General features: G+C 36.4%; 21 protein-coding genes and 1 other annotated feature. Of the genes, 1 reads left to right on the top strand and 20 read right to left on the bottom strand.

Features of this window, described 5'->3' with window-relative positions; translation table 11 throughout:
* The first annotated feature begins 104 nt into the window (after positions 1-104).
* Positions 105-959 carry a hypothetical protein gene (locus VIO64_RS00210; protein ID WP_331913993.1) on the top strand — a complete coding sequence of 285 codons (855 nt, stop codon included), beginning with the start codon at positions 105-107 and terminating at the stop codon, positions 957-959.
* A 71-nt stretch (positions 960-1,030) separates the two neighbouring features.
* On the opposite strand, the gene metG is transcribed toward VIO64_RS00210, so the two are convergent.
* From metG to VIO64_RS00310, 20 genes are all read right to left on the bottom strand, one after another.
* Complete coding sequence (gene metG / locus VIO64_RS00215; protein WP_331913995.1) at positions 1,031-2,656, bottom strand: methionine--tRNA ligase; 1,626 nt, start codon at positions 2,654-2,656, stop codon at positions 1,031-1,033.
* 135 nt (positions 2,657-2,791) lie between these two features.
* Positions 2,792-3,058 (bottom strand) — a binding site (T-box leader).
* A gap of 91 nt (positions 3,059-3,149) precedes the next feature.
* The gene (locus VIO64_RS00220) at positions 3,150-4,523 is read right to left on the bottom strand and encodes an ABC transporter substrate-binding protein (RefSeq protein WP_331913997.1); all 1,374 of its coding nucleotides are present in this window, start codon (positions 4,521-4,523) and stop codon (positions 3,150-3,152) included.
* Positions 4,524-5,391: 868 nt separating this feature from the next.
* The gene (locus tag VIO64_RS00225) at positions 5,392-7,272 is read right to left on the bottom strand and encodes a cellulase family glycosylhydrolase (protein ID WP_331913999.1); all 1,881 of its coding nucleotides are present in this window, start codon (positions 7,270-7,272) and stop codon (positions 5,392-5,394) included.
* Between the two features lie 70 nt (positions 7,273-7,342).
* Positions 7,343-9,823: a glycoside hydrolase family 9 protein gene (locus VIO64_RS00230; RefSeq protein WP_331914001.1), complete on the bottom strand. Its 2,481-nt coding sequence runs from the start codon at positions 9,821-9,823 to the stop codon at positions 7,343-7,345.
* A 257-nt stretch (positions 9,824-10,080) separates the two neighbouring features.
* Positions 10,081-11,724 carry a response regulator transcription factor gene (locus VIO64_RS00235; RefSeq protein WP_331914003.1) on the bottom strand — a complete coding sequence of 548 codons (1,644 nt, stop codon included), beginning with the start codon at positions 11,722-11,724 and terminating at the stop codon, positions 10,081-10,083.
* Positions 11,725-11,782: 58 nt separating this feature from the next.
* A complete protein-coding gene (locus VIO64_RS00240) occupies positions 11,783-13,588 on the bottom strand; it encodes a sensor histidine kinase (RefSeq protein ID WP_331914005.1) in 1,806 nt (601 codons plus the stop codon).
* Between the two features lie 51 nt (positions 13,589-13,639).
* Positions 13,640-14,869: an ABC transporter substrate-binding protein gene (locus tag VIO64_RS00245; RefSeq protein ID WP_331914007.1), complete on the bottom strand. Its 1,230-nt coding sequence runs from the start codon at positions 14,867-14,869 to the stop codon at positions 13,640-13,642.
* Positions 14,870-15,175: 306 nt separating this feature from the next.
* Complete coding sequence (gene recO, locus VIO64_RS00250; RefSeq protein ID WP_331914009.1) at positions 15,176-15,916, bottom strand: DNA repair protein RecO; 741 nt, start codon at positions 15,914-15,916, stop codon at positions 15,176-15,178.
* 60 nt (positions 15,917-15,976) lie between these two features.
* Positions 15,977-16,117 carry a YqzL family protein gene (locus VIO64_RS00255; RefSeq protein ID WP_331914011.1) on the bottom strand — a complete coding sequence of 47 codons (141 nt, stop codon included), beginning with the start codon at positions 16,115-16,117 and terminating at the stop codon, positions 15,977-15,979.
* Between the two features lie 173 nt (positions 16,118-16,290).
* Entirely contained in the window at positions 16,291-17,190 is a 900-nt protein-coding gene (gene era, locus VIO64_RS00260; protein ID WP_331914013.1) for a GTPase Era, read from the bottom strand.
* A gap of 32 nt (positions 17,191-17,222) precedes the next feature.
* The gene (gene cdd / locus VIO64_RS00265; RefSeq protein WP_331914015.1) at positions 17,223-17,633 is read right to left on the bottom strand and encodes a cytidine deaminase; all 411 of its coding nucleotides are present in this window, start codon (positions 17,631-17,633) and stop codon (positions 17,223-17,225) included.
* 16 nt (positions 17,634-17,649) lie between these two features.
* Positions 17,650-18,033, bottom strand: a complete 384-nt coding sequence (locus tag VIO64_RS00270; protein ID WP_331914017.1) for a diacylglycerol kinase — start codon at positions 18,031-18,033, stop codon at positions 17,650-17,652.
* Complete coding sequence (ybeY, locus tag VIO64_RS00275; protein WP_331914019.1) at positions 18,023-18,517, bottom strand: rRNA maturation RNase YbeY; 495 nt, start codon at positions 18,515-18,517, stop codon at positions 18,023-18,025. The genes VIO64_RS00270 and ybeY overlap by 11 nt, the downstream gene beginning before the upstream one ends.
* Positions 18,518-20,701, bottom strand: a complete 2,184-nt coding sequence (locus VIO64_RS00280; protein ID WP_331914021.1) for an HDIG domain-containing metalloprotein — start codon at positions 20,699-20,701, stop codon at positions 18,518-18,520.
* A gap of 33 nt (positions 20,702-20,734) precedes the next feature.
* Complete coding sequence (locus VIO64_RS00285; protein WP_331914023.1) at positions 20,735-21,739, bottom strand: PhoH family protein; 1,005 nt, start codon at positions 21,737-21,739, stop codon at positions 20,735-20,737.
* Positions 21,740-22,939 (bottom strand): sporulation protein YqfD, encoded by a 1,200-nt coding sequence (gene yqfD / locus VIO64_RS00290; protein ID WP_331914025.1) that lies wholly within the window; start codon positions 22,937-22,939, stop codon positions 21,740-21,742. It lies immediately after the preceding gene.
* A 31-nt stretch (positions 22,940-22,970) separates the two neighbouring features.
* Positions 22,971-23,282, bottom strand: coding sequence for a sporulation protein YqfC (yqfC, locus tag VIO64_RS00295; RefSeq protein WP_331914027.1), 312 nt, complete (start codon positions 23,280-23,282; stop codon positions 22,971-22,973).
* Positions 23,283-23,323: 41 nt separating this feature from the next.
* Positions 23,324-24,280 carry a delta-lactam-biosynthetic de-N-acetylase gene (gene pdaA / locus VIO64_RS00300; protein ID WP_414705221.1) on the bottom strand — a complete coding sequence of 319 codons (957 nt, stop codon included), beginning with the start codon at positions 24,278-24,280 and terminating at the stop codon, positions 23,324-23,326.
* A gap of 120 nt (positions 24,281-24,400) precedes the next feature.
* Positions 24,401-25,105, bottom strand: a complete 705-nt coding sequence (locus VIO64_RS00305) for a DUF881 domain-containing protein (protein WP_331914029.1) — start codon at positions 25,103-25,105, stop codon at positions 24,401-24,403.
* Positions 25,089-25,826 (bottom strand): DUF881 domain-containing protein, encoded by a 738-nt coding sequence (locus tag VIO64_RS00310; protein ID WP_331914031.1) that lies wholly within the window; start codon positions 25,824-25,826, stop codon positions 25,089-25,091. Before VIO64_RS00310 ends, VIO64_RS00305 begins: the two co-directional genes overlap by 17 nt.
* Positions 25,827-25,882: the final 56 nt, after the last annotated feature.

Here is a 25,882-nt window from a genome sequence, read left to right on the forward strand (position 1 = left end):
CCTGGGCCATTCCATTTCATATTAGGTATGACTAATTCTTGCCACCTCTACTTGCATTATATCAAAGATAATGCTATCTTAATACTATATGGGGTGATTTTACAATGGAATTCAGTTTTATAAAAACAAACATCTCTAGATGCAACAGAAACTTGCTAATATTAAATATTCTATTTACATTACTTATTTTTACTATATTAAAAGGTTTCTTAACGGACTATTATAATATGCTACTTGGTCCATTTGTCGTGGACAAAGAAATTATTGTTACTAAAGCTGACAGTAATAAAAATACTGGCTTATCATCAGAAAAAGTCTATTTGAACGGAAAAGAATCTTTAGTTAGATATAGCTTCGGAAAAAAATATTACTTCAAATTTGAAGATCTATATACATTCCACTCTGGTGTTGAGCAAGTTTACAGCTATGATGTCAACTATAAATTGTTCGTTAATCCTTTAAAACCTGCAGCCGAAAGTACTGGTCAGTATATTATGACAAGTATTGGTGATAAATATTTGGTAATAAAAGTTAAAGAGTATGACGAAAATATAAAATCATTTAAAGGTCTTCTCGTAAAGACTAGTGAAGATTCCCCTTCAAGCATAATGAGTGAATCTGATCTTGATATTGATAAGCAAAAAGTTTTGCCCTTTATTTTCGATACAACAAGAAGCATTGAAATATTTGTATACATATGGACTGTATTAATTTTAATATTTTTTATTATTAATTTACACCTATATATAAAAATCATTATGAGAAAAATAAATTATAAGAAACACCCGATTTACAATCATCTTGATTTTTATGGTAATAGTGCAGATATTATGAATCAAATTGACGGTGAAGTTCAGGACTTCCAATTATTAAAACAAAAAATCATCTATACAGATTCATGGGTTCTATGGAAAAAATTCTTATCCATAGGAATATGCAAGAGTTCCAAACTCAATTAGAAGATTTATATAAATTAAAATGGATAGACCATAATAGCACTACGACATCTATCCATTTTAATTCAAACGCCCTATTTATTTAGTAATTTTTTCATCTCCTCATCAATCCTTTCTTTTTCAATACGTTCAAACAATATTTTAACTGGCCCTAATTTTACTCCCGGTGGTATATGCTTATAACTCCAGTCTACACTTTCTATTTTGAGTATAAGATATACTTGCGATGAGGTATTTGGCAAAAATGGACTTAATAATACAGAAATATTGGCAATAATTTGAACGCATGTATATAAAGTATTTCGGCATTTCTCAAGATCCTCCTTAACTGTAATCCACGGTCTTTCTTCATCAAAATACTTGTTTGCTGACCGTATGAATGAAAATATTGATTCAAGTGCATCCTTAAAATTCCCCTGCTCTATTAGATCTCCAACTATTTTATAAAGATCATGCAATGAACCCTTAATTTTAAGATCACACTGCCCTTCTGGTACTTCCCCATCATATGATTTTTGTATGAATACAAGACTTCTATTTACAAAATTTCCATAGGTACCTAGCAGCTCACCATTATGGCTGTTTATAAATTCCCTCCAGGAAAAATCAGTGTCTCTCTTTTCCGGTCCGTTTGCAATTAAGAAGTATCTTACTGTATCTGGATTATAACGCTGGATAATATCCGGAATCCAAATTGCCCATTCCTGGCTTGTTGATATCTTTTTTCCCTCTAGGGTTAGATACTCACTTGATACTATTCTGTCCGGCAGATGCAAATCACCGTTTGCCTTAAGTAATGCCGGCAATATAATGGTATGGAAAGGAATATTATCTTTACCGTGTACATAATAATGTACCGAGCTTTCTCCCCACAAAGCTTCCCAACTTACACCTGAAGTCTCTGCCCAATTCTTACTTGCTGATAGATACCCTAAAACCGCATCAACCCACACATATATCTTTTTGTTTTCAAACCCCTCTACAGGAACCGATATCCCCCACTCAAGGTCTCTTGTCACAGCCCTATCTGGAAAACCCTCATCAATATATCTTCTTGAAAGACCAACAGCATTATTTCTCCATCCACTAGAACAACCATCTACATATTCTTTGATAAAATGCTCAAGCTTGGATAATGCTAAAAATAAATGCTCAGACTCCTTATAAATTGGAGTTTCACCACATATACCACATAATTTCTCATTCAAGTACGATGAGTCTAAAAGACTTCCACATGAATCACATTGATCCCCCTTTGCACTATTTCCACAGTTCGGACACTTCCCTGCAACAAATCTGTCAGGGAGAAACTTATTACATACAGTGCAAAATACCTGCTCGATGCTTTTTGAATAAATATAACCACTCTTTAAAAGCTCTTTAAAGAATTGCTGAACAAAATAAATATGATGTGAATCATTGGTTTTAGCATATATGTCATAAGTAAATCCCAGCTTATTAAAACAATCCATAAATTCATCATGATATCGATTTGCTATTTCTTCCGGCAACACACCTTCTCTGCCTGCTCTGATTTCAATCGGTGTGCCATGACAATCACTTCCAGCAGCATAACAAACTTCAAAGCCCTTCAATCTAAAGTACCTCGCCAAAACATCTCCCGGAAGCAAAGCAGCAATATGCCCGATATGAAGTGACCCATTCGCATAAGGCCATGCTCCCCCAATAAATACTTTCATTTTTCAACACCTCCTACATATTTAAAAACCAGTCTTGCTTGTGATATAGATTTGATCGTTGTCGTTAGAAATTGTGGTGCAGCATGCACCATAATTTCTAACGACATCAAAAAAGCCCTCACCCCCAGGTTTTATCCTGGGGACGAGAGCATAATACTTCGTGTTACCACCCCGGTTCACTAATGACTCACGACATCAGCCTCAACAAGTACGTCAGAAAGTATTTATCCTGATTATACTCCGGCACTATAACGGGTGCATCCGTTGCAGCCTAAAACCGTCAGGTTTTCGGTGCAATAGCTCCAAGACCATGTTCAGCTTTCCATTCTTTACTCCTTCTCAGCCTTCAGGAGTTCTCTGTAAAAGACATCAAAAGCTTACTCTTCTCTTCATCGCAGTTTCAATATTATATTTATTATATGCCTTTTTATATGATTTTACAACAACAAAATAAGGGCGTTGTCTTTATGACAACGCCCTCACTTTATAAGTATTACTCAACAGTAATATCTTTTAAGTTAGTCTTAACTTTATCTTTGAATGTCTTGAGCATATCTTCCTTAGACTTAATCTTACCAGCAAGGAATGATCTCATACAATCAATAAATGCATTTTCAATTGTATCATCATACTTAGTAAGGATCTTACCATTGATATCTTTTACGAATGGCTCATAGAACTTGAATACGTTTGTACCCATGATCTTGCTGTCTTCAGCTGAACCTTCAGATATAGCCTGTAAGTTGTTCGGGAAGTCCTGATTGTTAGTTGCCCACTTCTTCATAAATTCTTTGTCAGTAGTAAAGTACTTAACCAACTCCCAAGCAACGTCTTGTTTAGTTGATTTGCTGTACATACCGAACCAAGTTCCACCCCAGAAGAATGGGAACGGTGGCTTAGCTAAGCCCCATCTACCGCCATCAGCAGCCTTCTTGTCGTTTGAACCGATTATCCATGGAATACCCCAAGTTGGGCATACCCATACGAGAGCTTTTTCATCATCAGCTATAGCAGCGGACCATCCTGGTGACCACTGATCGAGTGATGCTTCATATTTGTTGTCTCTTAAAGTTTTAGCGAAGTCGATAAAGTCTATCATCTTCTGGTCTATATTAAGTTTGTTGTCAACAACCCATCCCTGACTACGTCCACCGAGGTATAACTTCTGTGGCTCTTCGAAAGTTGGGAACAATGAAACTTTTCCACCGCTTGCATCTTTTAATTTCTTAGCTGTATCCAACATCTTTTCTGGAGTTGACATCATTTCTGCAATAGCAGTAGGATCATCAGTTCCAAGATATTTCTTAGCTAAAGGCTTTTTGAAAGTCAAAGCACCAGCAGCAGCCTGATGAGCTACGGCTCTAAGTTTGCCTTCCTTGTCAGTTCCTATATCAACAGTATATGGAACCATGTTGCTAACATAATCCTTTGCTCTGTCAGTCAAGTCTGCAAATGCATCTGGCATGTCGATGAATCTCTTAACAAATGCAGATTCAACACCGAATACATCAGGAGCACCTGAACCAGCTCTTATAGCTGAAGTAAGTTTGTTCTGGTACTGTTGATCCTTATCAGGAATAACTGATAAGTTAACTTTAACTTTTGGGAAAGCTGCATTGAATTCTTTAACAATGTTTGGAGCTTCGTCCTTGTTAAAGTACCAGAATGAAACTTCGCCTTCAAGATTTGCTCTGTCCTGAGCTGGATCTTTTGATGGCTCAGCACTTGGTACTGCATCTGAAGCTACAGCTGAAGGGGAAGGTTCTGTTGATGCCGCTGGATCTTCTTTATCACCACAGCCAGCAAATAAGGTGGACATCATAGAAACACAAGCTACCACTGCCAATAGTTTTTTGAACCTTTTCATTAATTTTCCTCCTTGTATTTTTTTATATTTATATCATTCCATATAAATATATGGAGTAATACCTACAATAAGGATATAGAGTGCTTTGATCTTTTTAATTAAGAAATTTACCGTAACATGATATGTATTCTATATTTATCAAATAAACTGAACTCAACCCTGTTTTATGCTTTCTTATATATTATATCAAACAATTTTGATGAAAACCACATAATTTTTATATTTTTTCGTATATTTTTTAAAATTTTTTAAAATTTAAAGAAATACCGAGCATTCCATATATAAATTACACTATTCCCTATTAATCAACTTTCTAAATTCAAATCATTTTAACTATTCGGATATATATTCTTTTTAGTAGGTATTTTCTATACAAAAAACAAAAGTAATATTACAATTTTAATTTCTAGGATCAATAACACTTTTTAATACAGCAAAAAAAAGAGGTATCTCTTTTCAGAAATACCTGATTTAATAGATTATTTATTCTAAGGAGCGAATGTTATGTAACTTGTACACTTATCTTTAACCTCTCTGATCTTGTAACGCATTTTGTAACATTACAAACAATGTTTCCTTATCTATTACAATAGTATTATAGCACAGTTTAATTAGAATTCCAATATTATTTTAAAAAAAATATTATTTTTATCAAAATTGTAATATTACAAAACGCAAATTATATCCGGCTATAATATCATAAAATGATTTTGTTAAATTTGACAATGTGGTTAAAAATTGTGATTAAAAATATACCATAATTTCTCACCACAACAAAAGTGGCGAACTAACATTTTATAGTTTCGCCAATATAAGTATCAATTTAATTAATATTTAATTTTAACGGTTTTAATATATATTCTAAATGTTAATAATTAGTAGCAGTTTTATTAAAGTTTTTTGCCACTATCATAACATCATTCATATTAATGCTTGAGTCTGCGTTCAAGTCACAAACTTCATTGTAATTCGAACTGTCCTTAGTTGAATTAAATGACTTTGCCAATAGGAGTATGTCTGACATGTTAACGCTGTCATCTCCGTTCAGGTCACCTGCAAAAAGTGCTAATGGCCCTGACTGTGAGCTGATGCTTGCATTACTTGAATTGCTGATATTATTAATAGTTCTCGAAACATACCCGGCCTTACTTATTTTTATGTTATAAGAGGCAATTGCAGTCGATATGTTGCCTATTTCAAAATATCCGTTTGAATCGGTTAATTTATTTAAGGATTGCCCTACCACTTCAACCTTAAATCCATTTTTTAATGTATCGGTAAAATCAGCCTTAACATAACCCGAAACCTTGTATCCTGTTGTACCTGTAGTAGCTGTTGGAGTTGGAGTACTGCTTTGTTTTGTGCTGGTAGGTGTAGGCTTGGAAGTTGACGGTGAAGTTGAAACCACCGGTCCGTCACTATACTCTGACAAGCTTATACCGTTTGAACCAAGGGGAACCTGATGGTCTAAACCTATAAATTTGCCTGCTTTATTTTGCCAGAGTGCAGGCTTAAGCAGTGCATACTTGTCTTCTTCCCATGTTATAAAGTCATGGGTAACAAGACCGCCTGTATCTCCTGAGTTGGCATTATAACACCAGAATGTATGGTGGATTTTGTTTTCAATCATGTAGTCTCTTAAAGCCACCATCCATTTTTCATTAGGTCCGCCGTCCATAAATCCGCCCCATTCCCCCATAAGAAGCGGAGCGATATTCTGTTCATGTATAAAAGCCCAGTTGTCTTTCCAGCAGTCATTATATAAGGTTTCTTTTGTAAATCCGTCATAGAACCAACTCTGCTTATAAACCAAAGGTCCATAATCGTGCGGAGAATAAACCAATTGCTTGTTGCCGGTTCCTAGATTAACAGGATAATCTTTTACACCTCTGAGGCTGCCTCCCCACCAGGTGAAGTAATATTTACTTTCCGCTCCCCATGCATCCTTGGCTGTATAATCATACCCAGGCTTCGGATAAGCTTCAACACCTTCAACCATTATTAACAGGTTGGGGTTTATTGCCAAAACTTTTTTACCTGCTTCTTCTGCAACATACTTCCAATTGGTTTTATCTTTAGAATTGTCCCACTTGGCAAACTCTGCAGACTGATTGGGGTTACCGTGAGGTTCGTTTTTCAGGTCAATAGCAAGTATTGTATCATCATTCTTATAGCGATTGGTAATCCATTCTAATGCTTTGTAAAAATCTTCAGTTGTGAAGGATCCGTCATACCACAAAGGTATAGTATGTCCCATAGCTGCTGATGGAGCACTATGAATATCTATCATTACCTTAATGCCATATTCTTTGCAGTTTGACATAGCTATATCAAATAATTGCAAACTGTTTTTGCCTTTGAGCTCCGGATTCACAAAGTCGTTAACCTGAGCTTTTGGATAGATACCTGCTGCCCATTCATTTATTATTTGAACAGACATTGGAATTCTTAAAAAGTTAATACCTCTGTCAGCCATGTTTTTGAAGGCAGTTTTCATGTTGCAGCTCCAAACTCCATCAAAAACTCCCGAACCGGTATTAAACCCAAACCAGTTTGTACCTGTCAGCCATACTTCCTTACCGTCCTTATCAACAATCTTGTTTCCTTCTACATGAAGCCAGTCATCGTTACCAGGTGCACTTAGGGGATCTGCAGCTTGTACGGTATATGAAACTGGTAATAGGGTTAACAACACTGAGACCATCATGATGAATGTAATAATTCTTTTTGTACACAAGACTTTTATCATTTACTTATACCTCCTAATTTTTGCTTGGGGAAACAATTATTTCCCTAAGCTTTTTCTCTATATTTTATTATTAATACACTACTGCCGGATAATCCGCTGTAGTCTTGTTAAAACGCATAGCAGCAATAACTACATCGTTCATGTTAACTGATCCGTCCAAGTTGAAATCCGCACTTGTAGTGTAATTTACTGCACCGGATGTGCTGTTGAATGCTTTGGCAACAACCATAATATCCGACATATTGATAGTTCCGTCCTGATTGCTGTCTCCACCCCATATGAGTATTGGAGCATTTTGAGTTGATAATTGAACATCACGGTTTGATACAGCTATGTTATTTATTGTTCTTGTGAGCAAGCCGGCCTTTTTGATAGTAAGACCATATCCCTGAACAACAGGCGATACATTTTCAAACTTGAAGAAGCCCTTTTCATCAGTAGTAGCTGAGAGTCCTGCACCATCTAATGTAACTGTAAACCCGGATAATATTCCTGCGGCTGTTGAGTTAAAATCAGGCTTTACATAACCTGAAACAGTTCTACCGGTTTGCGAGCTTGTTGGTGTTGGTGTGCTTGAAGGCTTTGTTGGTGTTGGATTTGGGTTTCCTCCCGGCTCCGGACCAAATACTTTGACACCGGCTTCATAAACAGGTATATATTTGGTCAATGATCCTTCCCAACTTGTTGCAGCCGCCAAATCCTGTGCCGAGAAATCATTCTTAGTGTCCCAAGCATTGGAACCATAAGGGAATTTTACATTAAAGCTGACTGTCTTTTTATAATTATTGATTCCGCCCGGATACATTCTAAATCCTGTAAAATCAATATCTATATAGTAGATATTCTTCGATACATCCCAGGGAATCAATCCTGTAATCTTGGCTGCACTTGTACCGCTTACAGCAATCTTATAGTCCTCAGGCTTAAGTCCTGCTGTTAATCCTTCTGAAATATCTACAAAATATCTGCATGAAAGCTTATCAGTGACTCTTGCAGGCCAGCCGGTCTGGTTTCCAAGTGTAATGGTTATCATTGCTGCATCACCTTGAATGCTTACAGCCGACATAGTCAGGTATTCGTCTACAGGCTCTTCTATGGCTTTAAAGCCAGGAATTGGATTTCCGCCATATTTGCCGTACATTTTTGCCAGAATTCCTACAAACCCTGCATTATAGTCGCAAGCTACTTCGTTGTTCTCATAGTTTTTAACATCATCTGTATATCCGTCTGAGCTGCTAGGTCCACCAACAAGTGCACCATACAGCACGTGTCTGTGGAAGTTGGGAATATCACAGTCAAGGTATCCCATCCAAGAACCGTGTGCAGTTCTGTGGTGCGGTCTCTTTGGCGGGTTCACGCCATATCCGCATACAAAGCTTCTTCCTGTACTTCCTAACGCATAATCTATCTGGCTCTTTGCAAATGCTTTATATGAGGTCGCTTTACTTGCTGCACATCCCTGCCAATCAGCATAAACATCAGCTAGGAAAGCCTCTGTGGTAGCATATCTCAAAGATCCCCATCTATCAAGCCATGCAAGGCCTTTTGGGGAGTATGTAATCTTTTCAGGGCCAGTACCTGCCCACCAATCCAAATGCCTTTCTATAGCTTCTTTATAAAGGGGCTTGTCTGTTTCTCTTGCAAGGAGCAATAAAGCACCAAACAACTTTTGATCCCAGCAGTGTGCCCATTTATACTTAATATTGGTAGTTATTCCTTCCCTTTCCCAATTTGGCTCGAATGCTTCCGCTTTACTAAGATATGTTTTATCACCGGTAGCTAAGTAAATCCACATGGCAGCCCAGGTAAGTTCATCATAAAAACCGCTCCATGAAGCGTAGAATCCTTCCGCAGCAGTATAACCTTTATCGCTTCTTGTGCTGTCGGCAAATGCGTAAAGCTCTTTTGCATGTCTTAAGCATTCTGCAGCATAAGCGGGGTTGGTGGGCTTGAATATGATAGCAGCTGAAGCCAATGCAGCAGCAGTCTCGGCAACAACAGCCGATCCAGGATTAGCTGTGCTGAGCACATAAGATGGCCTCTTCATAACCTCAAGTACTACCTCGGCAGGTCCCCACCAGGAATGGTCTGCCTGCCCATCACCAACTTGATAATAATAAACATTTGGAGAAGGATGGCACTTAATAAAGTAGTCTGTTGCCCACTTTATATTATCCAATATGTATTCAAGCTGACCGCTTTTAACGTAAGCATCCCTGCTTTCATAGACACTCCAAGCAAGCATTGTTGATGTGTAGGCCATCGGCAAATTGAACTTCACATGGTCTCCGGCATCATACCACCCGCCAGTCAGATCGATATTATGGTCTGCACCGTCCGTCATACCTGAGTCACCGCGCCAGTTGTTGCGTGAATTTTCAGGAATCTTTCCTGCACGCTGGAACTCATAAAACATAATTGCCTTTTGCAATGCTTCGCCGTAATTGTAATCAGGAGCAGCATTTACCGCCGGCCCTGGAACGGTAAATACCGTTGAGAGCACAAAAACAGCTGCAATTACAGCAACTCTTTTTAGAAAATTTCTTTTCATAGTACACATATACCTCCTATTTTTCTATATTTTTAATATCTAGGAAATTGAGGTGTATTTAACAACTCAATTTCTCACGACAACATTAATATTAACAAAACCACTTTGTGATTTTGCTAAGTAATATGTAATACCTTGGTTGGCATATTTACTCACCATAAGTATAGCATTTTGCCCTAAAAGGCTTCAATTGCTGAGCTTGGCATATAATAAACATATTTGCTTGGCATTTACTGATACAGCAAGTATACATTTATTTACTTTTCATTTACTCTGTTGTTGGACTCTCTGTATTCGGTAGGAGTCATATTTGCATACTTTTTAAATGTCTTGGAGAAATATTGGGAGTCTGAAAAACCGACAAGCTGTGCTATTTCATATGTTTTAAATTTACCGTCCTTTAGAAGCTCCTTTGATTTTTCAACCCTTATCTCATTTAGAAAGTCAATAAAGTTTTTTCCGAGCTCCTTTTTGAACATCCTGCTTAAGTAAAAAGAGCTAACATAGATATTTTCCGCCACCCTTCCAAGGGTTATAGGCTCGTTGTAATGATTATGGAGATAATCCACCGCCTTCTGAACCATTAATTTAATTCTTTTATTGTTAAAATTATTGATTTTTGAGGCTACATCAATGGCCACCTCTTCAAGGAGGGAGTTTAAATCCTTTATGTTTTCACAGTTTTCAGCATATATGTAGAAGCTGCTTATTTTGCTTGACCCAGAAAGCCCTTTATCGTCCTCTACTGCATTTATAGATAGCCTTATATTGTTTATGGAAGAAGTCACATTAACAAAGAATATTTTTAAATATGCCATATTCCGCTCATTCTCTTCCAACGAGGATATGAATTCTCTTATATGTTGGAGCTTGGTCCTCACCTCGTTAAGGTCACCGGATTTTATGCCTGCCAAAAGCTCATTGCTGTAAATCTCAAGTAATGAGTAGTTTTCGTACTTGAAGAAGGAATTGAGATCCTTATAGAATATAACAAGGTTATTACCCAAATAGTATTTAAACCTCAGTGCTTCATGGCATTCCCTAAGTTTGGCAGGCAATTCTAATGCACCTACCCCCTCTGAGCTTACAGAAACCGATATATTAAAGTCATAATAATTTTGAATAATTTGCTGGAGACTCAAACACTTTTCTTCCACCAGCTTCACATAGCCATCATTATAATCTCTCATGTGAAGTATGAAAGCTGTCCACTTACTTTCCAAAGATATGCTAATTACATCAAAGCTGTCCTTGAACAAATCTTTGAATGTATTTATAATACCAAGCTGATGAAGAGGCTTATACCTGTCAAAGCTGCTTTCGTTTCCTTCCTTAACTTCATTTTCAACTAAAATCAAAAAGAAGTTGTTTATTTCAAGACCGAACAGCTCCATCTTTGCCTTGATATCCTTAGGATCTTTATTTATGGCGTATATTATGTCATACAGAAACTTTTCTCTCAAAATAGGAATATTCTGCTCAAACAGCACTTTTAACTTGTTTATTTCTTCATATTTCTCAATATCGCTTTTAAGCTGTGAAACTGCTTTCTCAACGACATCGTTTAACACCTCAATCTTGGATGGCTTAAGCAAAAACTCAAAAACTCCGTATTTAATAGCATCCCTCGCAAATTCGAAGTCTCTGTGGCCTGTTAGAATTATTATTTTACTGTTGGGCACAAGATCAATAATTTCACTTATCATGGAAATACCGTCCATACCGGGCATCTTAATATCTGTAAAAATTATATCAGGCTTTATTTCCTTAATAATCTCTATGGCAGACAAGCCGTCTCCAGCTTCCGCACACACCTCACAGTCGTACTTGTTCCAATCAATAACATTTTTTAAACCTCTTCTGATTATCGGTTCATCATCGATAATTATTACTTTGAACAAATTCCCCACCCCAATTCAAATATCTATAAATCTATAATATTAATGGCTTTTTCTATCTCTATTTCTCTTTATCTTTTAAAGCCTCATTAATCGGTATTGAAACAGTTACCTTTGTAAATTTATCTTTTTCGCTGGTAATTGTAAGACCATATTTTTCTCCATAAAAAAGCTTTATGCGGCGATTTACATTCTCAAGCCCGATACTTTTTCTTTCTTCGTTTGACCTTAGCCTGAAATAAGTGTCATTGTCAAGTGCCAATGTTTCGTTAAGTGCTTTAAGGCTTTCCTTATCCATCCCTATACCATTGTCAATAACCTCAATTTCCAGGATACCGTATCTTATAAAGGTATTAAGCCTTATTATTCCAACATCACTTATATTCCCAATACCATGATAAACAGCATTCTCTATAATGGGCTGGATTAGCAGCTTGGGTATATTGATCTCAAGTATATCATCGTTTTCAACATAGACATTTAGCTGTATCCTGTCTTCAAACCTGTTTTTCAGTATGGAAATATAATGATCTATATATTTAAATTCATCCCTTAAGGGTATAAGTTTGTCATCTCTGCCTATACTTGCTTCCATCAATGATGACAGGGCTGTGACTGTCTCGCTTATTTCTGGAACGTTTTTAAGCATCGCCATCCAGTTAATTGATTCTAGAGTATTAAACAGAAAATGAGGATTAATCTGTGACTGAAGTGCCTTTAGCTGGGCTTCCTTCCTTGTAATCTGCTCTCTGTAAATCCATGTTATGAGATGGTTAATTTCCATTGACATCTCATTAAAGGTCTTGGTTATGAATCCCAGTTCGTCATTCCTATCCACCTCTACATCAACATGGGTACCCTTTTGAATTTCTTTCATTCCGCTAACAAGTCTTTTAATTGGAGTTACGAAATCGTTTGATATTTTTCTGTTTAATAAGGTAAATAATAATGCAGTAACTAGACACAGTGAAATAATTATTGTTCTGAAGTTGTATATGTCTTTGTAAAGACGGCTAAGAGGAATATATGATATTATTTTCCAACTGGGTTCCTTGGCTATAACATAGGTAATGAGTGCTCTCTTTTCATCATGAATGAAAGACCCCCCTAAGTATTTTGTCTCATTTAAGATTTTTTCATCAACATACAAGGGAAAATCGTTGTTTTTGCTTACTATGAACTCATTATCGGATGAAACTACGGCAATTTCCTGCATATCATCGTTTAGAAGCCCCTTGTATATTGACTCAAAAAACTCCTTTTTTACATGAATGACCATGAGGCCTATCTCTTTATAGTTGTCCCTGTCATAAATAGTCCTTACCAAAAATATTTCTTCAGCCTTTGTGCTGTTCTTGGTAAAAAACCATTTCACTTTACCTTTGCCAAGTCTTGCCTTTGCAGCCATTTCGTCAAATCTTATAAGCTTTGCAATTCTACTGTTTTCATTGGAAAATGCTTCCCTGTCAATTGATTCAAAGTATATGCCCTGGATCTCGCTTCTGGAGTTTATAAATTTGGTTAATGTGTTAGCACACTGCTTGTTTCTTTCAAAGGCTGCAAGACTTTCAGGTCCTATATTGACTGTATCCTTTATTCGGTAATAAATTTCATCATAATACAGCAGCTCCTGGGATGCCCTTGTAAGGTTGTTTACACAGTCTGAAAGCCTTAGTTCCATGGTCCTCATTATATCTATAGAGTAATCAATAGACTTATTCTGAATAAGTTTTTCAGTAACAATATAGGTTGAAAAGCCAATTATAATAACCGGTATCAGCATCTGGAAATACGATATTAATAACATTTTTAGCTTTATAGGAAGGTCCTTATAAACTTGCATAAGCCTTCTAAAAGGATTTTTCATTTATTTGCCCCCGTACTGCACATTAGTTTCTATGTATGTATATCTATATATCTATTCAATAAGGTCACGCATTCTCACATTTTCCAAATATTCGTTCCATACATCAACAGCCCTTTCCTTATCTTCCAAGACATAAGGAAACTTCTTTACTATAATATTTTCCCATGCAGTTCTGTCAACATAACTGTCCGGCGGACCCACCAATTCATTGGCATTTTCTATCAAATCCAATCCCTTTTTAGTCAGGTCATTATATTTTAAGCCAATTGTATCGATATTTAAATTGTTTATCATACCTGACTTGTATGAAAATGTTTCTGCCGCTTTCTTGGAAGTCAGTGCTTTTAAAAGCCTTATTGATGCTTCATTCTTATCACTATTAGTCCATGCATTCTGACTAACATAGAAAGTACCGCATCCAAGCCCATGAATAACTGTCGGGCTTTTTGAAACTCCATCGTTTATTTTAGGAAAGGGTATGATGTCAACAGTCTTGTCATTTTCTTTTATCTTTCCTACAAACCAGGACCCCTGTGCAATCATTGCTGCTTTTTTAGTAAGGAACAAATTGTCCCGTGCATCATTATCCATTTCAACGGCCTGATCATAAGAAGGAAAAGCACTTAAACTGTTAAGCTCTTTCATATATTTCATTGCTTCAACATAGCAATCTTTTACCATTCCTTCGTTTATAGGGTTTTTGACTTGTATTCCTCCTAAAGCTGCCAGAATATTCTGGTACAAATAGGTTCCCTCAGAGCGATAATTAAGTGCAATTGGCGTTATTCCAACTGCTCTGAATTTAATTACTGCAATTTTTAATTCCTCATAATCCTCCGGTATTTTTATGTTGTATTTTTCAAATAAATCCTTATTTATAAAAAGTCCCTCGAATATTCTCTCAAAAGGTAATCCATAAATTAGTCCATCATACGTTGTATAACTCCAAGCATCTTCTTTAAAACTATTTTTCCAATCAGGATCACTTTCTAAAAGTTCGGTCAGATCTGCTACCTTACCGGCTTTGATCATTGCATTTATGTCCGAGCCAGGCCACAACCCGAATACATCAGGGGCGTAGCCCGACGCAAAATCAACTTTGATTTTTGTCAGAAAGTCATCTCCAGAAACAGATTCATTAATTATTTCAACATATTTGTTGTTTTCCATAAACTCATTAAGAATATCATTTAATGGCTTTGCTTGTGGATCAATTCCGCCCCAACTGCTTATAAACCTTAATTTTATTTTTTCTTCATCAGAGTCCTTAATAATTCTCACACCATCCGTTGAATTGAGAGCACACGAAGTAGAAAGCAACATAAATGATAATATCGCTATATAGAAAAGTCCACATCTTATATATTTATAAATATTAAACCGCCTCCCCTATGATTTAATATTATACCATGTAAAACTATTTAATTATAAGAAATTTGCTCCGCCAATTGTAAGATTATTAGCACTTTTAATATATAGTATAATTATATATAATCTATTCTTAAAATGAAATAAGGAAGGTGTTTAATTTGTTGTCATATTTTGCTGATATTGTTAAATAATTTGTCATATTTAAAAAAGGACTTTCTAAAGTGATTTTAGAAAATCCAGTTTCCTATAGTCTTTATCAAACCTATCTCTTATAAATCGTTTGGTTACGCTAGCTAACTCTTCAAGAACACTACCAGATACTTCAAAACTAAAAACATCTTTTATATTGCTATGTATTATGTAGTAAATAGCCTTAACCGCTCCGATAGACAATGCTTGTGCATTTATATCCTCCAGACTGCACGAATTGCACAAGAAACCGCATTTCTTAAAGCTGAAGCTGATTTTATCTGTTTCCAAGTTTCCACAATTGATACACCCTTTTACATAAGGAGCATAGCCCAAAATAGATAGGAACCTTAACTCAAAGATTCTTGTAACCAGTTCAATACTTCTGTCTGACTTATCAATAAAATGGAGAGTGTTTAAAAGCAACTGAAGGGTTTTTACGGCTGGTTGTTCCTCTTGTATGATGTCATTTACAAGCTCGAGAATATGGGCTGAATAGGTGAGCTTTACTACATCACACCGCAGACCATAAAAAGGCTCCAATACATCACAGGAACTTATAGTATACATATCCCTTCCCTTAAACAACACAAAGTTGCTGTAACACATTATTTGAGTTCCAGCAACAAGGTTGCTTCTCGGACGTCTGGAATTTTTCGCATAAGCCGATATTTTACCCCTGTTTTTCGTCAATATAGTAACAATCTTGTCGGCTTCACCTGTATTAACTTCCTTTATAACTATCCCATCAGCCTTAATATAACCCATTTTAATCCTTTATCCATATACCAAGAAGCAATATAAGCACTTAATTCCCGATCTGCCCACCTACTTGCTTATCGCCACCTCTTCCTTGGTTGCAACAATTTCGTTTTTAGCATAGCTTTTTTCACTTACTTCTTTATAAAATATATACTTATCTATCTCTCCGGTCTTTTCAAAGGCCTTCCAAATTAGATCCCTTAACATAATATCCAATCCCCCTTATGGTGTATTCTTTACCACAATTCTCATGACAACGCCAAGGTTGCAAAATCACTTTGCGATTCGGTTTATAGTATTATGTTTCTCTATATTTTTTTTTGTATACTTGAAAAATTATCTTTAAAGGGAAAATTGCTATAGTAATTCTTTTGTTATATTTAATCATTTTCCTTATATCCCAATGTTTTGAGCATATTGTTGCTGTTTCTCCAATCATCCTTTACCTTAACCCAAACCTCAAGAAATACCTTTGTTCCAAGAAAATCTTCAATGTCTTTTCTTGCCAGCATTCCGATTTTCTTTAGCATTTTTCCTTCCTTACCAATAAGTATACCTTTATGAGAGTCCTTTTCGCAATATATATTAGCCTGTATATCTATTATATCCTTGCCTGCCCTTTCTTTAAAAGAGATAATATCAACTCCTGTTCCATGGGGTACCTCATCCTTTGTAAGGTAAAGTATCTTTTCCCTTATAATTTCTGCACAAATTTGTTTTTCGGGCTGATCCGTTATTTGGTCGTCCGGATAGTACATAGGACCTTCCGGCAGTACCTTTTTTATCTCTTTTAATACAATATCTGTACCCTCATTATTAAGAGCTGAAACAGGAATTACAGAATAAAAATCCAATTTCTCTGAATACGATGCAATTATGGAAAGTAGTTTCTCTTTGGGTACAAGGTCTATTTTATTGATCACCAGGAATACAGGGGTTTTTATATCACCAAGCTGTTCCATTATGTACATGTCCCCAGGTCCTATATCATCACTTCCTGCCTCAGCAATAAATATAACAGCTTCAACGGTCCTTATCGTCCCCTGTGCAATATTGACCATAAATTCACCAAGCTTGTTTTTAGGCTTGTGAATACCCGGGGTATCAATAAATATGATCTGACTGTTTTCATCTGTAATTATTGCTCTAATTGCGTTTCTGGTAGTCTGAGGCTTGTCCGATGTGATGGCAATTTTTTCGCCTGTAAGCCTGTTTAAAAGAGTCGATTTGCCAACGTTTGGTCTTCCCACAATGGTAACAAATCCTGATTTAAATTTCATTAAAGTACCTCCGTAATTTTTCTTTTGTTTATTTATAGTTCAAACACATTTGGCAGCATTTCACTTAACCTGAAGCTCCTATACTGACCCTTGCTGTTGCTGCAAATAACCTTCATTTCACCTTTGTCAAATTCCGAAAAAACTTGCCGACATACTCCGCATGGGTATATAAAACTGTCCGCATCGGATGATAATGCAATAGCCTTAAACCTAATATCCCCCTCTGAAACAGCTTTTATTACGGCAGTCCTCTCTGCACAAATGGTTGCTCCAAATGATGCATTTTCAACGTTTACACCGGTATACACCTTTCCATTTTGAGTAAGAATTGCAGCTCCCACCCTGAATTTTGAGTAAGGTGAATATGAATTTTCCATGGCTTTTCTTGATAGCTCAATAAGCTTTTTTTCAATTTCCTTTTCAGACATAGCATTAATATCCATTGAATTCACCCTTCCCTCAAATCAGTTCAATCAGCTTTATAACATCGGCTTTAATCCTGTCATAAAATACAAAAAAACCTATTGCCACAGAAAACAAAGCCGCTACCAACACAGCACCCGCTGCAACATCCTTTGCCAACTTGGCCTTTTCGTTGTAATCCTGCGTGGCAAGATCTACAACTGCCTCAACTGCAGTATTAATCATCTCAGCGGTAATAACAGTTGAGATGGTAATAATAATGGCAATTAACTCCAATCGGCTTATCCTGTAATATATACTTAAGGAAATGACAATAACAGTAGCAAAAATGTGAAGCTTCATATGCCTTTCATTTTTTATTGCTGTCAAGATTCCTCGTGCGGCATTTATAAAGTTATCCCAAAAGTGCTTATTCTTCATCTCTTGTAAGTCCCAGCTTTCTTAAAACCGATTCCTGCTTTAATAGCATTTTTTCCTCTTCTTCCTTTTCCATGTGGTCATATCCTAAAAGGTGGAAAACCCCATGTGTAGTAAGGAAAGCTATCTCTCGTTCAAAAGAGTGTCCATATTCTAGAGCCTGCTTCTTTGCTGTTTCAAGAGAAATAATTATGTCTCCAAGCAAGAGCAGTTCCTCATCAAGATCAAAATCCCCTTCATTTGAAATTATTTCTCCTTCATGCATTTCCACAACCGGAAATGATAAGACATCTGTTGCCTTATCAATATTCCTGTGCTCGTTATTTATTTCCCTTATTTTTTTATCATCTACAAGAAGAACACTGATTTCAGCAGGAGTGTCAAACTCTTCCGATTGAATACTGGTTTTGACTGCATCGGTTATGATCTTTTCCAAATCAGTGGGTACCTCTATTTTATCCTGCATGTTTTCAATGTATATTTGCATCTACCTCGCCTCTTTCAACTGTTTTTTCTCAATAGGTTTAATTTCGGGGTATTTTTCCCTAGCATGAAAAAAACCGCTTAACACCTTCATAAAAGCCACTGCAATCGTATCTAAATCCTTCAGTGTAAGATTACACTGATCTAATTGACCATCATCCAGCTTATCCTTTATGATTTTGCGTATGAACCCTTCTATTTTACCCTCTGTCTTATCGGTCATGGACCTTACCGCAGCCTCTACCGAATCTGCAAGAAGCACTACTGCAGATTCCTTTGTTTTTGGTTTCGGTCCCTGGTATCTAAAGTTTTCCGTCTTAACATCTTCCGCCTTTTCGACGGTTTTTGCCTTATGGTAAAAGTATGCAACTAAAGTATTTCCATGATGCTGTCTTATTATATCCTTAATAATATTGGGGAGCTTATATTTATCCGCAAGCTCTATCCCGTCGCTTATGTGTGAAGTAATTATTAGTGTGCTCAGATTGGCAGTAATCTTATCATGGGGATTTTCTCCCATTTGGTTCTCTGTAAAAAAGTGGGGCCTCTTAAGCTTACCCACATCATGAAAGTAAGCCCCTACCCTTGCTAAAATAGGGTTGCCGCCTATAGCTTCAGTGGCTACCTCTGCAAGGTTTCCTACCATAAGGCTGTGGTGGTATGTTCCCGGTGCTTCCAAAAGAAGCCTCTTTATCAAAGGATGGTTTGGATTTGCCAGTTCTATAAGCTTTAATGGAGTCACAATATTAAATATGCTCTCTAAGAATGGTAAAATTCCTACCGTAAGAACCATGGACCCAAGACCATTCATAAATACAATAATGCTGTTCTTTAGTATCATATTCCAGTCATGCTTGTACACAATCCCAAAGCACAGTATGATGATCACATTGACAGCACCTATAACCGCACCTGCCAGTGACAGTCTGCTTCTCTGTGTTGAATTGGAAACAAAGTAAGCAGCAAAAGTACCGCTTATTATGGACATATAGATAAAAGAAATATCACCTTTTACAATTATGGCCACTGCAATTGTTAAAACCAGGTTTATTACTATAGCCAGCTTAAGCTCCAAAAGTATGGATATTAGCATGGCTGCGATGCACACCGGAACAGTCATTGGAGAGTATGAGGGCGATATTTCATAAAGTCCTCTTGCAATCAGTATGACTACCGATATAACAATGCATATTACCGCAATATCTCTCCTGCTGTATAGTGACTTTCTACTAAAGTGTCTCATATAAAGCACCAGGAAAAATGCCAAAAGAAGAACTAATACCAGGATACCGCCCACAAAAGCAAAATCAAATCTGCTTTTTGTTCTGAGAAGGTTCAAATCCTCAAGTATTTTAAGCTTGTCCTCACTAACCTTTTCTCCGATTGCAAGTATCCTTGCACCCTTCTCAATAGTAACAATATTTTTGCTGTCATCATATGCATCTTTTTTAAGCTTATTTGTCTCAATTTCATCTATGACCCAGTTAGGTCTTATTATAGCTTTTATTATGGAAGAGCCGATAAACTTAAGCTCCTGTGGTATCCCCTCACCATTGATGCTTCTTTCAATGCTGGAAATCTCCATTGAAAGATTATCCTTACTGATGCTTTTGCTTATAACGTTATCAATCTGCGTCCCCATAATATCTTTGAAATTATCAAGGTCAATATTTTTGCAGTTTTTTTCAGATACAATATATAAAAGAAGATCATTTGTAAGGCTTATGTCCAAGTCTTTTAATTTTGTATCCAATACCAGGGCTTCCTTTTGCATTATTTCCGTAATGATGTCATTTAAATTGCTTTCCAGCTCAAAAACCTCAGCTTCTTTTATACTTTCTCTTGAATTTTCCCTTGATCTTTGAACTGCAAGTACAAAATCAACCCATTTTTTCAAAGCTTCGGAAGATGCCTTTATATCCTTAATCATTACAGGAGCAATTGCAGCTTCTGCTGCTTCCCTCTTTTTAGCAGTATTCACAGTATCAACGATATTTCCAGGCGAAATAATATCATAACTGGAAATATCATTTAATGAAAGACTATACTTTTTGGGAGACGCTCCATCTACAATGACTATAAAAAACAGTATTAGTGTAAAAATAGCGATTAAATATCTGTGTACCTTTGTGCTTTTTAAATATAATTTAAATAATCCGTGGGTATGCAACTCCTTATCCTTAACCAAAAATGCCCTACCCCCTCTTTACTCTTTAGTATATTAATTCTTCTTTATATTTTTATTTGCTTGTTCCTTATTCTTATCCTTGTCATTATCATACTTTTCATAGGCTTTTATAATCCTTTGTACAAGCTCATGCCTCACTACGTCCTTATCGGAAAGATGGACAAACTCTATTCCGTTTATTCCCTTTAAAACCTTCATTACTTCCCGAAGGCCCGACTTTTTATCTCCCGGAAGGTCAATCTGAGTTATATCACCGGTTATTACAGATTTGGAGCCAAAGCCTATCCTTGTAAGAAACATTTTCATTTGTTCAGGAGTAGTATTCTGAGCTTCGTCCAGAATAATGAAGGAGTCATCAAGGGTTCTTCCTCTCATGTATGCCAAGGGTGCAACCTCAATCATTCCCTTTTCCAGAAACTTTTGATATGTTTCCGCCCCCATTATCTCGTACAAGGAATCATACAAGGGCCTTAAATAAGGATCGACTTTGTTCTGAAGATCTCCAGGCAGAAACCCCAGCTTTTCACCAGCCTCTACAGCAGGCCTTGTAAGGATTATCCTGTTAACCTCCTTGTTTCTAAAAGCCGTAACAGCCATAGCTACAGCAAGGAATGTTTTACCTGTACCTGCAGGGCCTATGCCGAAAACAATATCGTTATTTTTTATAGCATCAATATAGGATTTTTGCCCCAGGGTTTTGGCCTTTATCTGCTTTCCTCTTGCAGTGAGGCATACATAATCCACAAGCTCCTTTGCCTTGTCCAACTGATTTTCAGCAGCTAACTGGACATAATACCTTACATTTTGCTTGGTTATTACGTCCCCCTTTACTGCTATATCTTTTAAATGACGTATTATGGACTCAGCCTTTTCGACACCTTCCTGATGGCCGACTATTTTAATCTCATCATCCCTTGATAATATTTTTACATTAAAAGCATCTTCAATAACACCCACGTTTTCATCGTAGCTTCCGAACAGGTTAATTGCATGCTCTATTCTGTCAAATTCTATGGTTTTTTCTATTAAACTGTCCAATCAGTTATCTCCTCCAATCTCTTTGCTTAAACCTATACTCTCTATACACTCTATTATAACCTTAACTGTTTTAGTTGCATCATCATTATCTATAATTTTAGTATCTTTTTTAATAATTTCTGCATCAGGCGGAATATTTTCACTGGCAGTTTCATACGCTTTACGGGCTGCAACTGCCTCTGCCTCATCAAAGGGTATTTCCTTCTCCACCTTGCGTGTTTCATAATATATATCGTCAATAAACTCGAAAGGAAATACCAAGTCTTCCCCTAAAGAAAAAACCTTTTTTATTTCAATTTTATCATAATTACTGTAAGAAACCTTTCCCCATGGAAAATTTATTCTTTTGCCAAATAAGACAAGGGAGTATTTGTTGGTTTTAGCACCGGTTCTTTCCTTAACGTTTGATTTCAGCTCAACAGGACTTACTCCTTCATACCATGTTCTAGCTTTTATGGTACTTATAGCATGCAGCTGCGTTACACCACTATTCTCTTCTTTACCAGGAACATTACCTGTTACAAGAATCTGTCCCTCAACCACTGTATCACCAGACTTAACAAGATCAAACCCCGCTTTTGAGATAACAGATTTTATAATTCCATCCCTTTTTGCAACAATATCACAAGGTTTGTTTTTCTCAACCAATTGGGGAGGCATTATCCTCTCATCAACCTGAACCTTTATCTTAGTACCTTTAATAGATACGCCGACCCACCCAAGCTTGTCGATTTTAAGCATCAAATCGCTTACAACCTTTTTTGTGTCAATATTATACTTCAGAATTCCTTGCTTGATCCCTGATTCGCTAAGTTTTTGCAGTATGAACTCACTGTTTATTTTTTTGTTTCCAGTTATCTCAATTGACCATATAAACGATGTCATTATATAAAATGCAGCTAAAAAAGCAATTGCACCAACCAAAAAGGTTTTTCTCTTTTTGTATCTGCTTTTTACAAAAGGCAGGCCCACCCTTTTTGTTATTCTGACCCTGCACTTTGTTTTTAATGCAATGGGCCTTAGCATCTTAAAACCCTTTATGCTTATCTTTAAGGTCATTTTTCTTGAGCCGTGCCTTTTAATATCCCATAAAAATATTTGCCTATGAATGCATATATTAATAAACTTTTCAAGGAAATAACCTTCAATAGTTATAATAACATATCCCCTGAAATAATTCCACAGTTTCAAGATTAACATAAATCCACCTTTACCCACCCATCAATAATAATTATGTACAAAACTCAAGGTTTTCGATTTTCCCATATACCATTATGTCCTCTGATGTAATTTCCTTGATAACAAGCTCCTTGCCGCTGATTCTTATAATGCCTATCCCCGTGTTGAGCCTTATTTTCTCAATGTCATATTCAATAACACCTTTATAGTTTTCAATAACAAGGTTTGAATTGCCGATCATCGTCAACTTTGGTATGTCTAATATAACCTCTTTAGGAAGGTCCAGCACCTCTGTTACCTTTTCCTTAAGCCTGGGCTTTGGAACCTCCTCCTTTTTTTTACGTGATCTTCTATTTGATGACATGTTATGTCTCCTCTACCAAACTCTAGATTAATATTTTAACATTAATTTGAACTTTTTACCAAATTATTGATATTCCCAAACTCATAGCCCTTTTCCCTTGCACCTTTTATAATGCTGTCAAGAGCATAGGCGTTATCCTTTGATACGGCATGCAGCAAAATAATTGCTCCATTATGGAGATTTCTCATTACTATATTTTTTGCATACTCAGGTCCTCTAACCCTATCGGTATACCAATCCTCATAAGCAAAGCTCCAGAATAGATTTGTATACCCCAATTTTTTGCTTATTGATAATGATCTTTCACTGAATTCTCCCTTAGGAGGCCTTAGATATGTCATATGTTTCCCATACTTTTCATGAAAGACCCTGTCAAGGCCTACAATCTCCTCCTCAAGTCTATTAGCATCAATCTCGGGCAAGCTTGGATGATTTATAGTGTGATTTCCTACTTCATGCCCTTCTTCAACCATCCTTCTTATAAGGTCCCCGTTCTCTTTTAGGTAAGGGCCGGTAACAAAGAACACCGCTTTTACATTATTATCCCTTAATACATCAAGAATCTTTGATGTATAGCCGTTTTCATACCCCTCATCAAAGGTTAGATAAATTTCTTTTTTATTTGTATCCCCTAGATATAATCCTCCATATTTTGACAACAGTTTTGGAGTTCCCGGGTCTGCGGTCGGCGGCTTGTTGTCAGGATTTCTCTTCAGTCCCCACCGGATTTTTTTGTTGTCGAGAGGCGTACCAATGCCTTCTTCCGCCAATTTATTGGCTAATGCATCTACACTTTCAGCACTTATGTCCTCTGGAAGGCTCTCTGTTATCTCATTCTCAAAATCTATAGTCTCCCTTTCTTCGGAATATACTCCGCCCAAATCGCTTAATCTTGTGCTGTCATGAGCCTTCCCGCAGCCTCCTAGAAAACTCATTGGAAATACTGTTAAAATTACTATGTATACTAATCGCCCCATATATTTATTATTATAGTTCACTAAAAATTCACCTCCGATAAAAATAATGCCCCAAGAAAATGTACAAGTTAATAATTCATTAGTACTTTTTCCTGGGGCATTATTATTATATTTTAATAGTTTTTAAATATAACAAATATTTTACGGGTTGACCATTGGAGTGAGTAAATCTGTCTTTATAACAGAACCGTCATCTCTAACTTTGTTTATCCTTATATTATCTTCTTTTTTCACATCCACCTTTATTTGAAGATCTATTAAAGAGTCTAAAACTCCTCCTAGGAGTTTTAATGCACGTTCTAACTTATCAGGGTTGGCAATGGCTTTTATCACAAAAGGTGCCCGCATTTGCTTTCCGTTTATCATAATATATGTCCTGCCGGCTTCTCTGATTTCACTTGAGCCCACAATCCTTTCATCATTTATTGATATGGCCTGTGCATCAGAAGCCCTCAATTCATTGACTACATTTAAAAGGTTGCTTTCAGTAACATCTGCCAAATCATTATCAAGGGTAATAACAACTCCTTTGCCCTTTACATCAACAAGCCCCGCAATAATCCTGGCACGCTCAAGCTCATTTTTTAGGATCTGAGTTTCCTTTGTCACATCACCCTTTGAATTCTCATAATCCTTATTCTCCTTTTCAAGCTCCGCATTTCTTATGGAAAGATTTTCATTATTTCGCTGCTCTCTTATCAGCTCGTCTTTAAGCTCTTCCAGAGACTTCCTTTCAAGGCTCTTCTCCCTTTCATTATAATCTATACTCTTATACTGCCAAGCCATTATCATTCCCAAAAGAACACATATAGCAGTTATTGCAATACTCCTACCATATTTCATCATCTATGACCTCCAGACCGGAAAATAAACTGTCAATATTGGCGTTATCGTATTTTGGAATTGTTATATCATTACTTTTGCTAATATTTACTCTGATCTTGTCCCTTATTAAATAGAATACTATCTTGCTGCTATTTACAGTATCGTACAATGCATTCGGATCACCTATCGCTTTTATCTCAAAGGGAGTGGTGTACTTTCTTCCGTTTATCATTATTGTAGGACCGGCACATATGCACTCGGTTACTCCCGTAACCCTCTCATCGTTAATTGATATAGCCTGTGCACCGGCCTTTTTTAACTCATTTACTACCCTTACTATATCCCTGTCATGAAGAATCAAGGTGCTTTCATCTTCATTTATTCTGGCCTCTGCATCGTCAAGTGAAACTATTACTCCTTCACCTTTTACAGGTACCAAACCTGACTTGAACTTTATAACATCAAGCTCTTCCTTAAGCTTTTTTAAATTGTTGTCTTTTCCTAATGCAATTGAATTTTTTAAATTTTCTTCTTTAATTCTCTCATTTTCTAAAACCTTTTTCGTAAGCTCCTTGCCTATCTGCTGCTCCTTTTGAATTTCCTTCGTCAATCTTTCTATATCATCTATAGATTGGGATTCCATTTTTTTATTTACATAAATTATGCCCTTTACCTGAAGAGAAATAACAATACCCAAAATAGCAAAAATAACAACAAGTATCAGCTTTTTGTTTTGCTGCATAGAAACAGCTCCTTATATAATTGAAATTGTTGCACTTATTTATACACCATAATCCA

It is taken from the genome of Pseudobacteroides sp. (assembly GCF_036567765.1).
Classification (GTDB): Bacteria; Bacillota; Clostridia; order Acetivibrionales; family DSM-2933; genus Pseudobacteroides.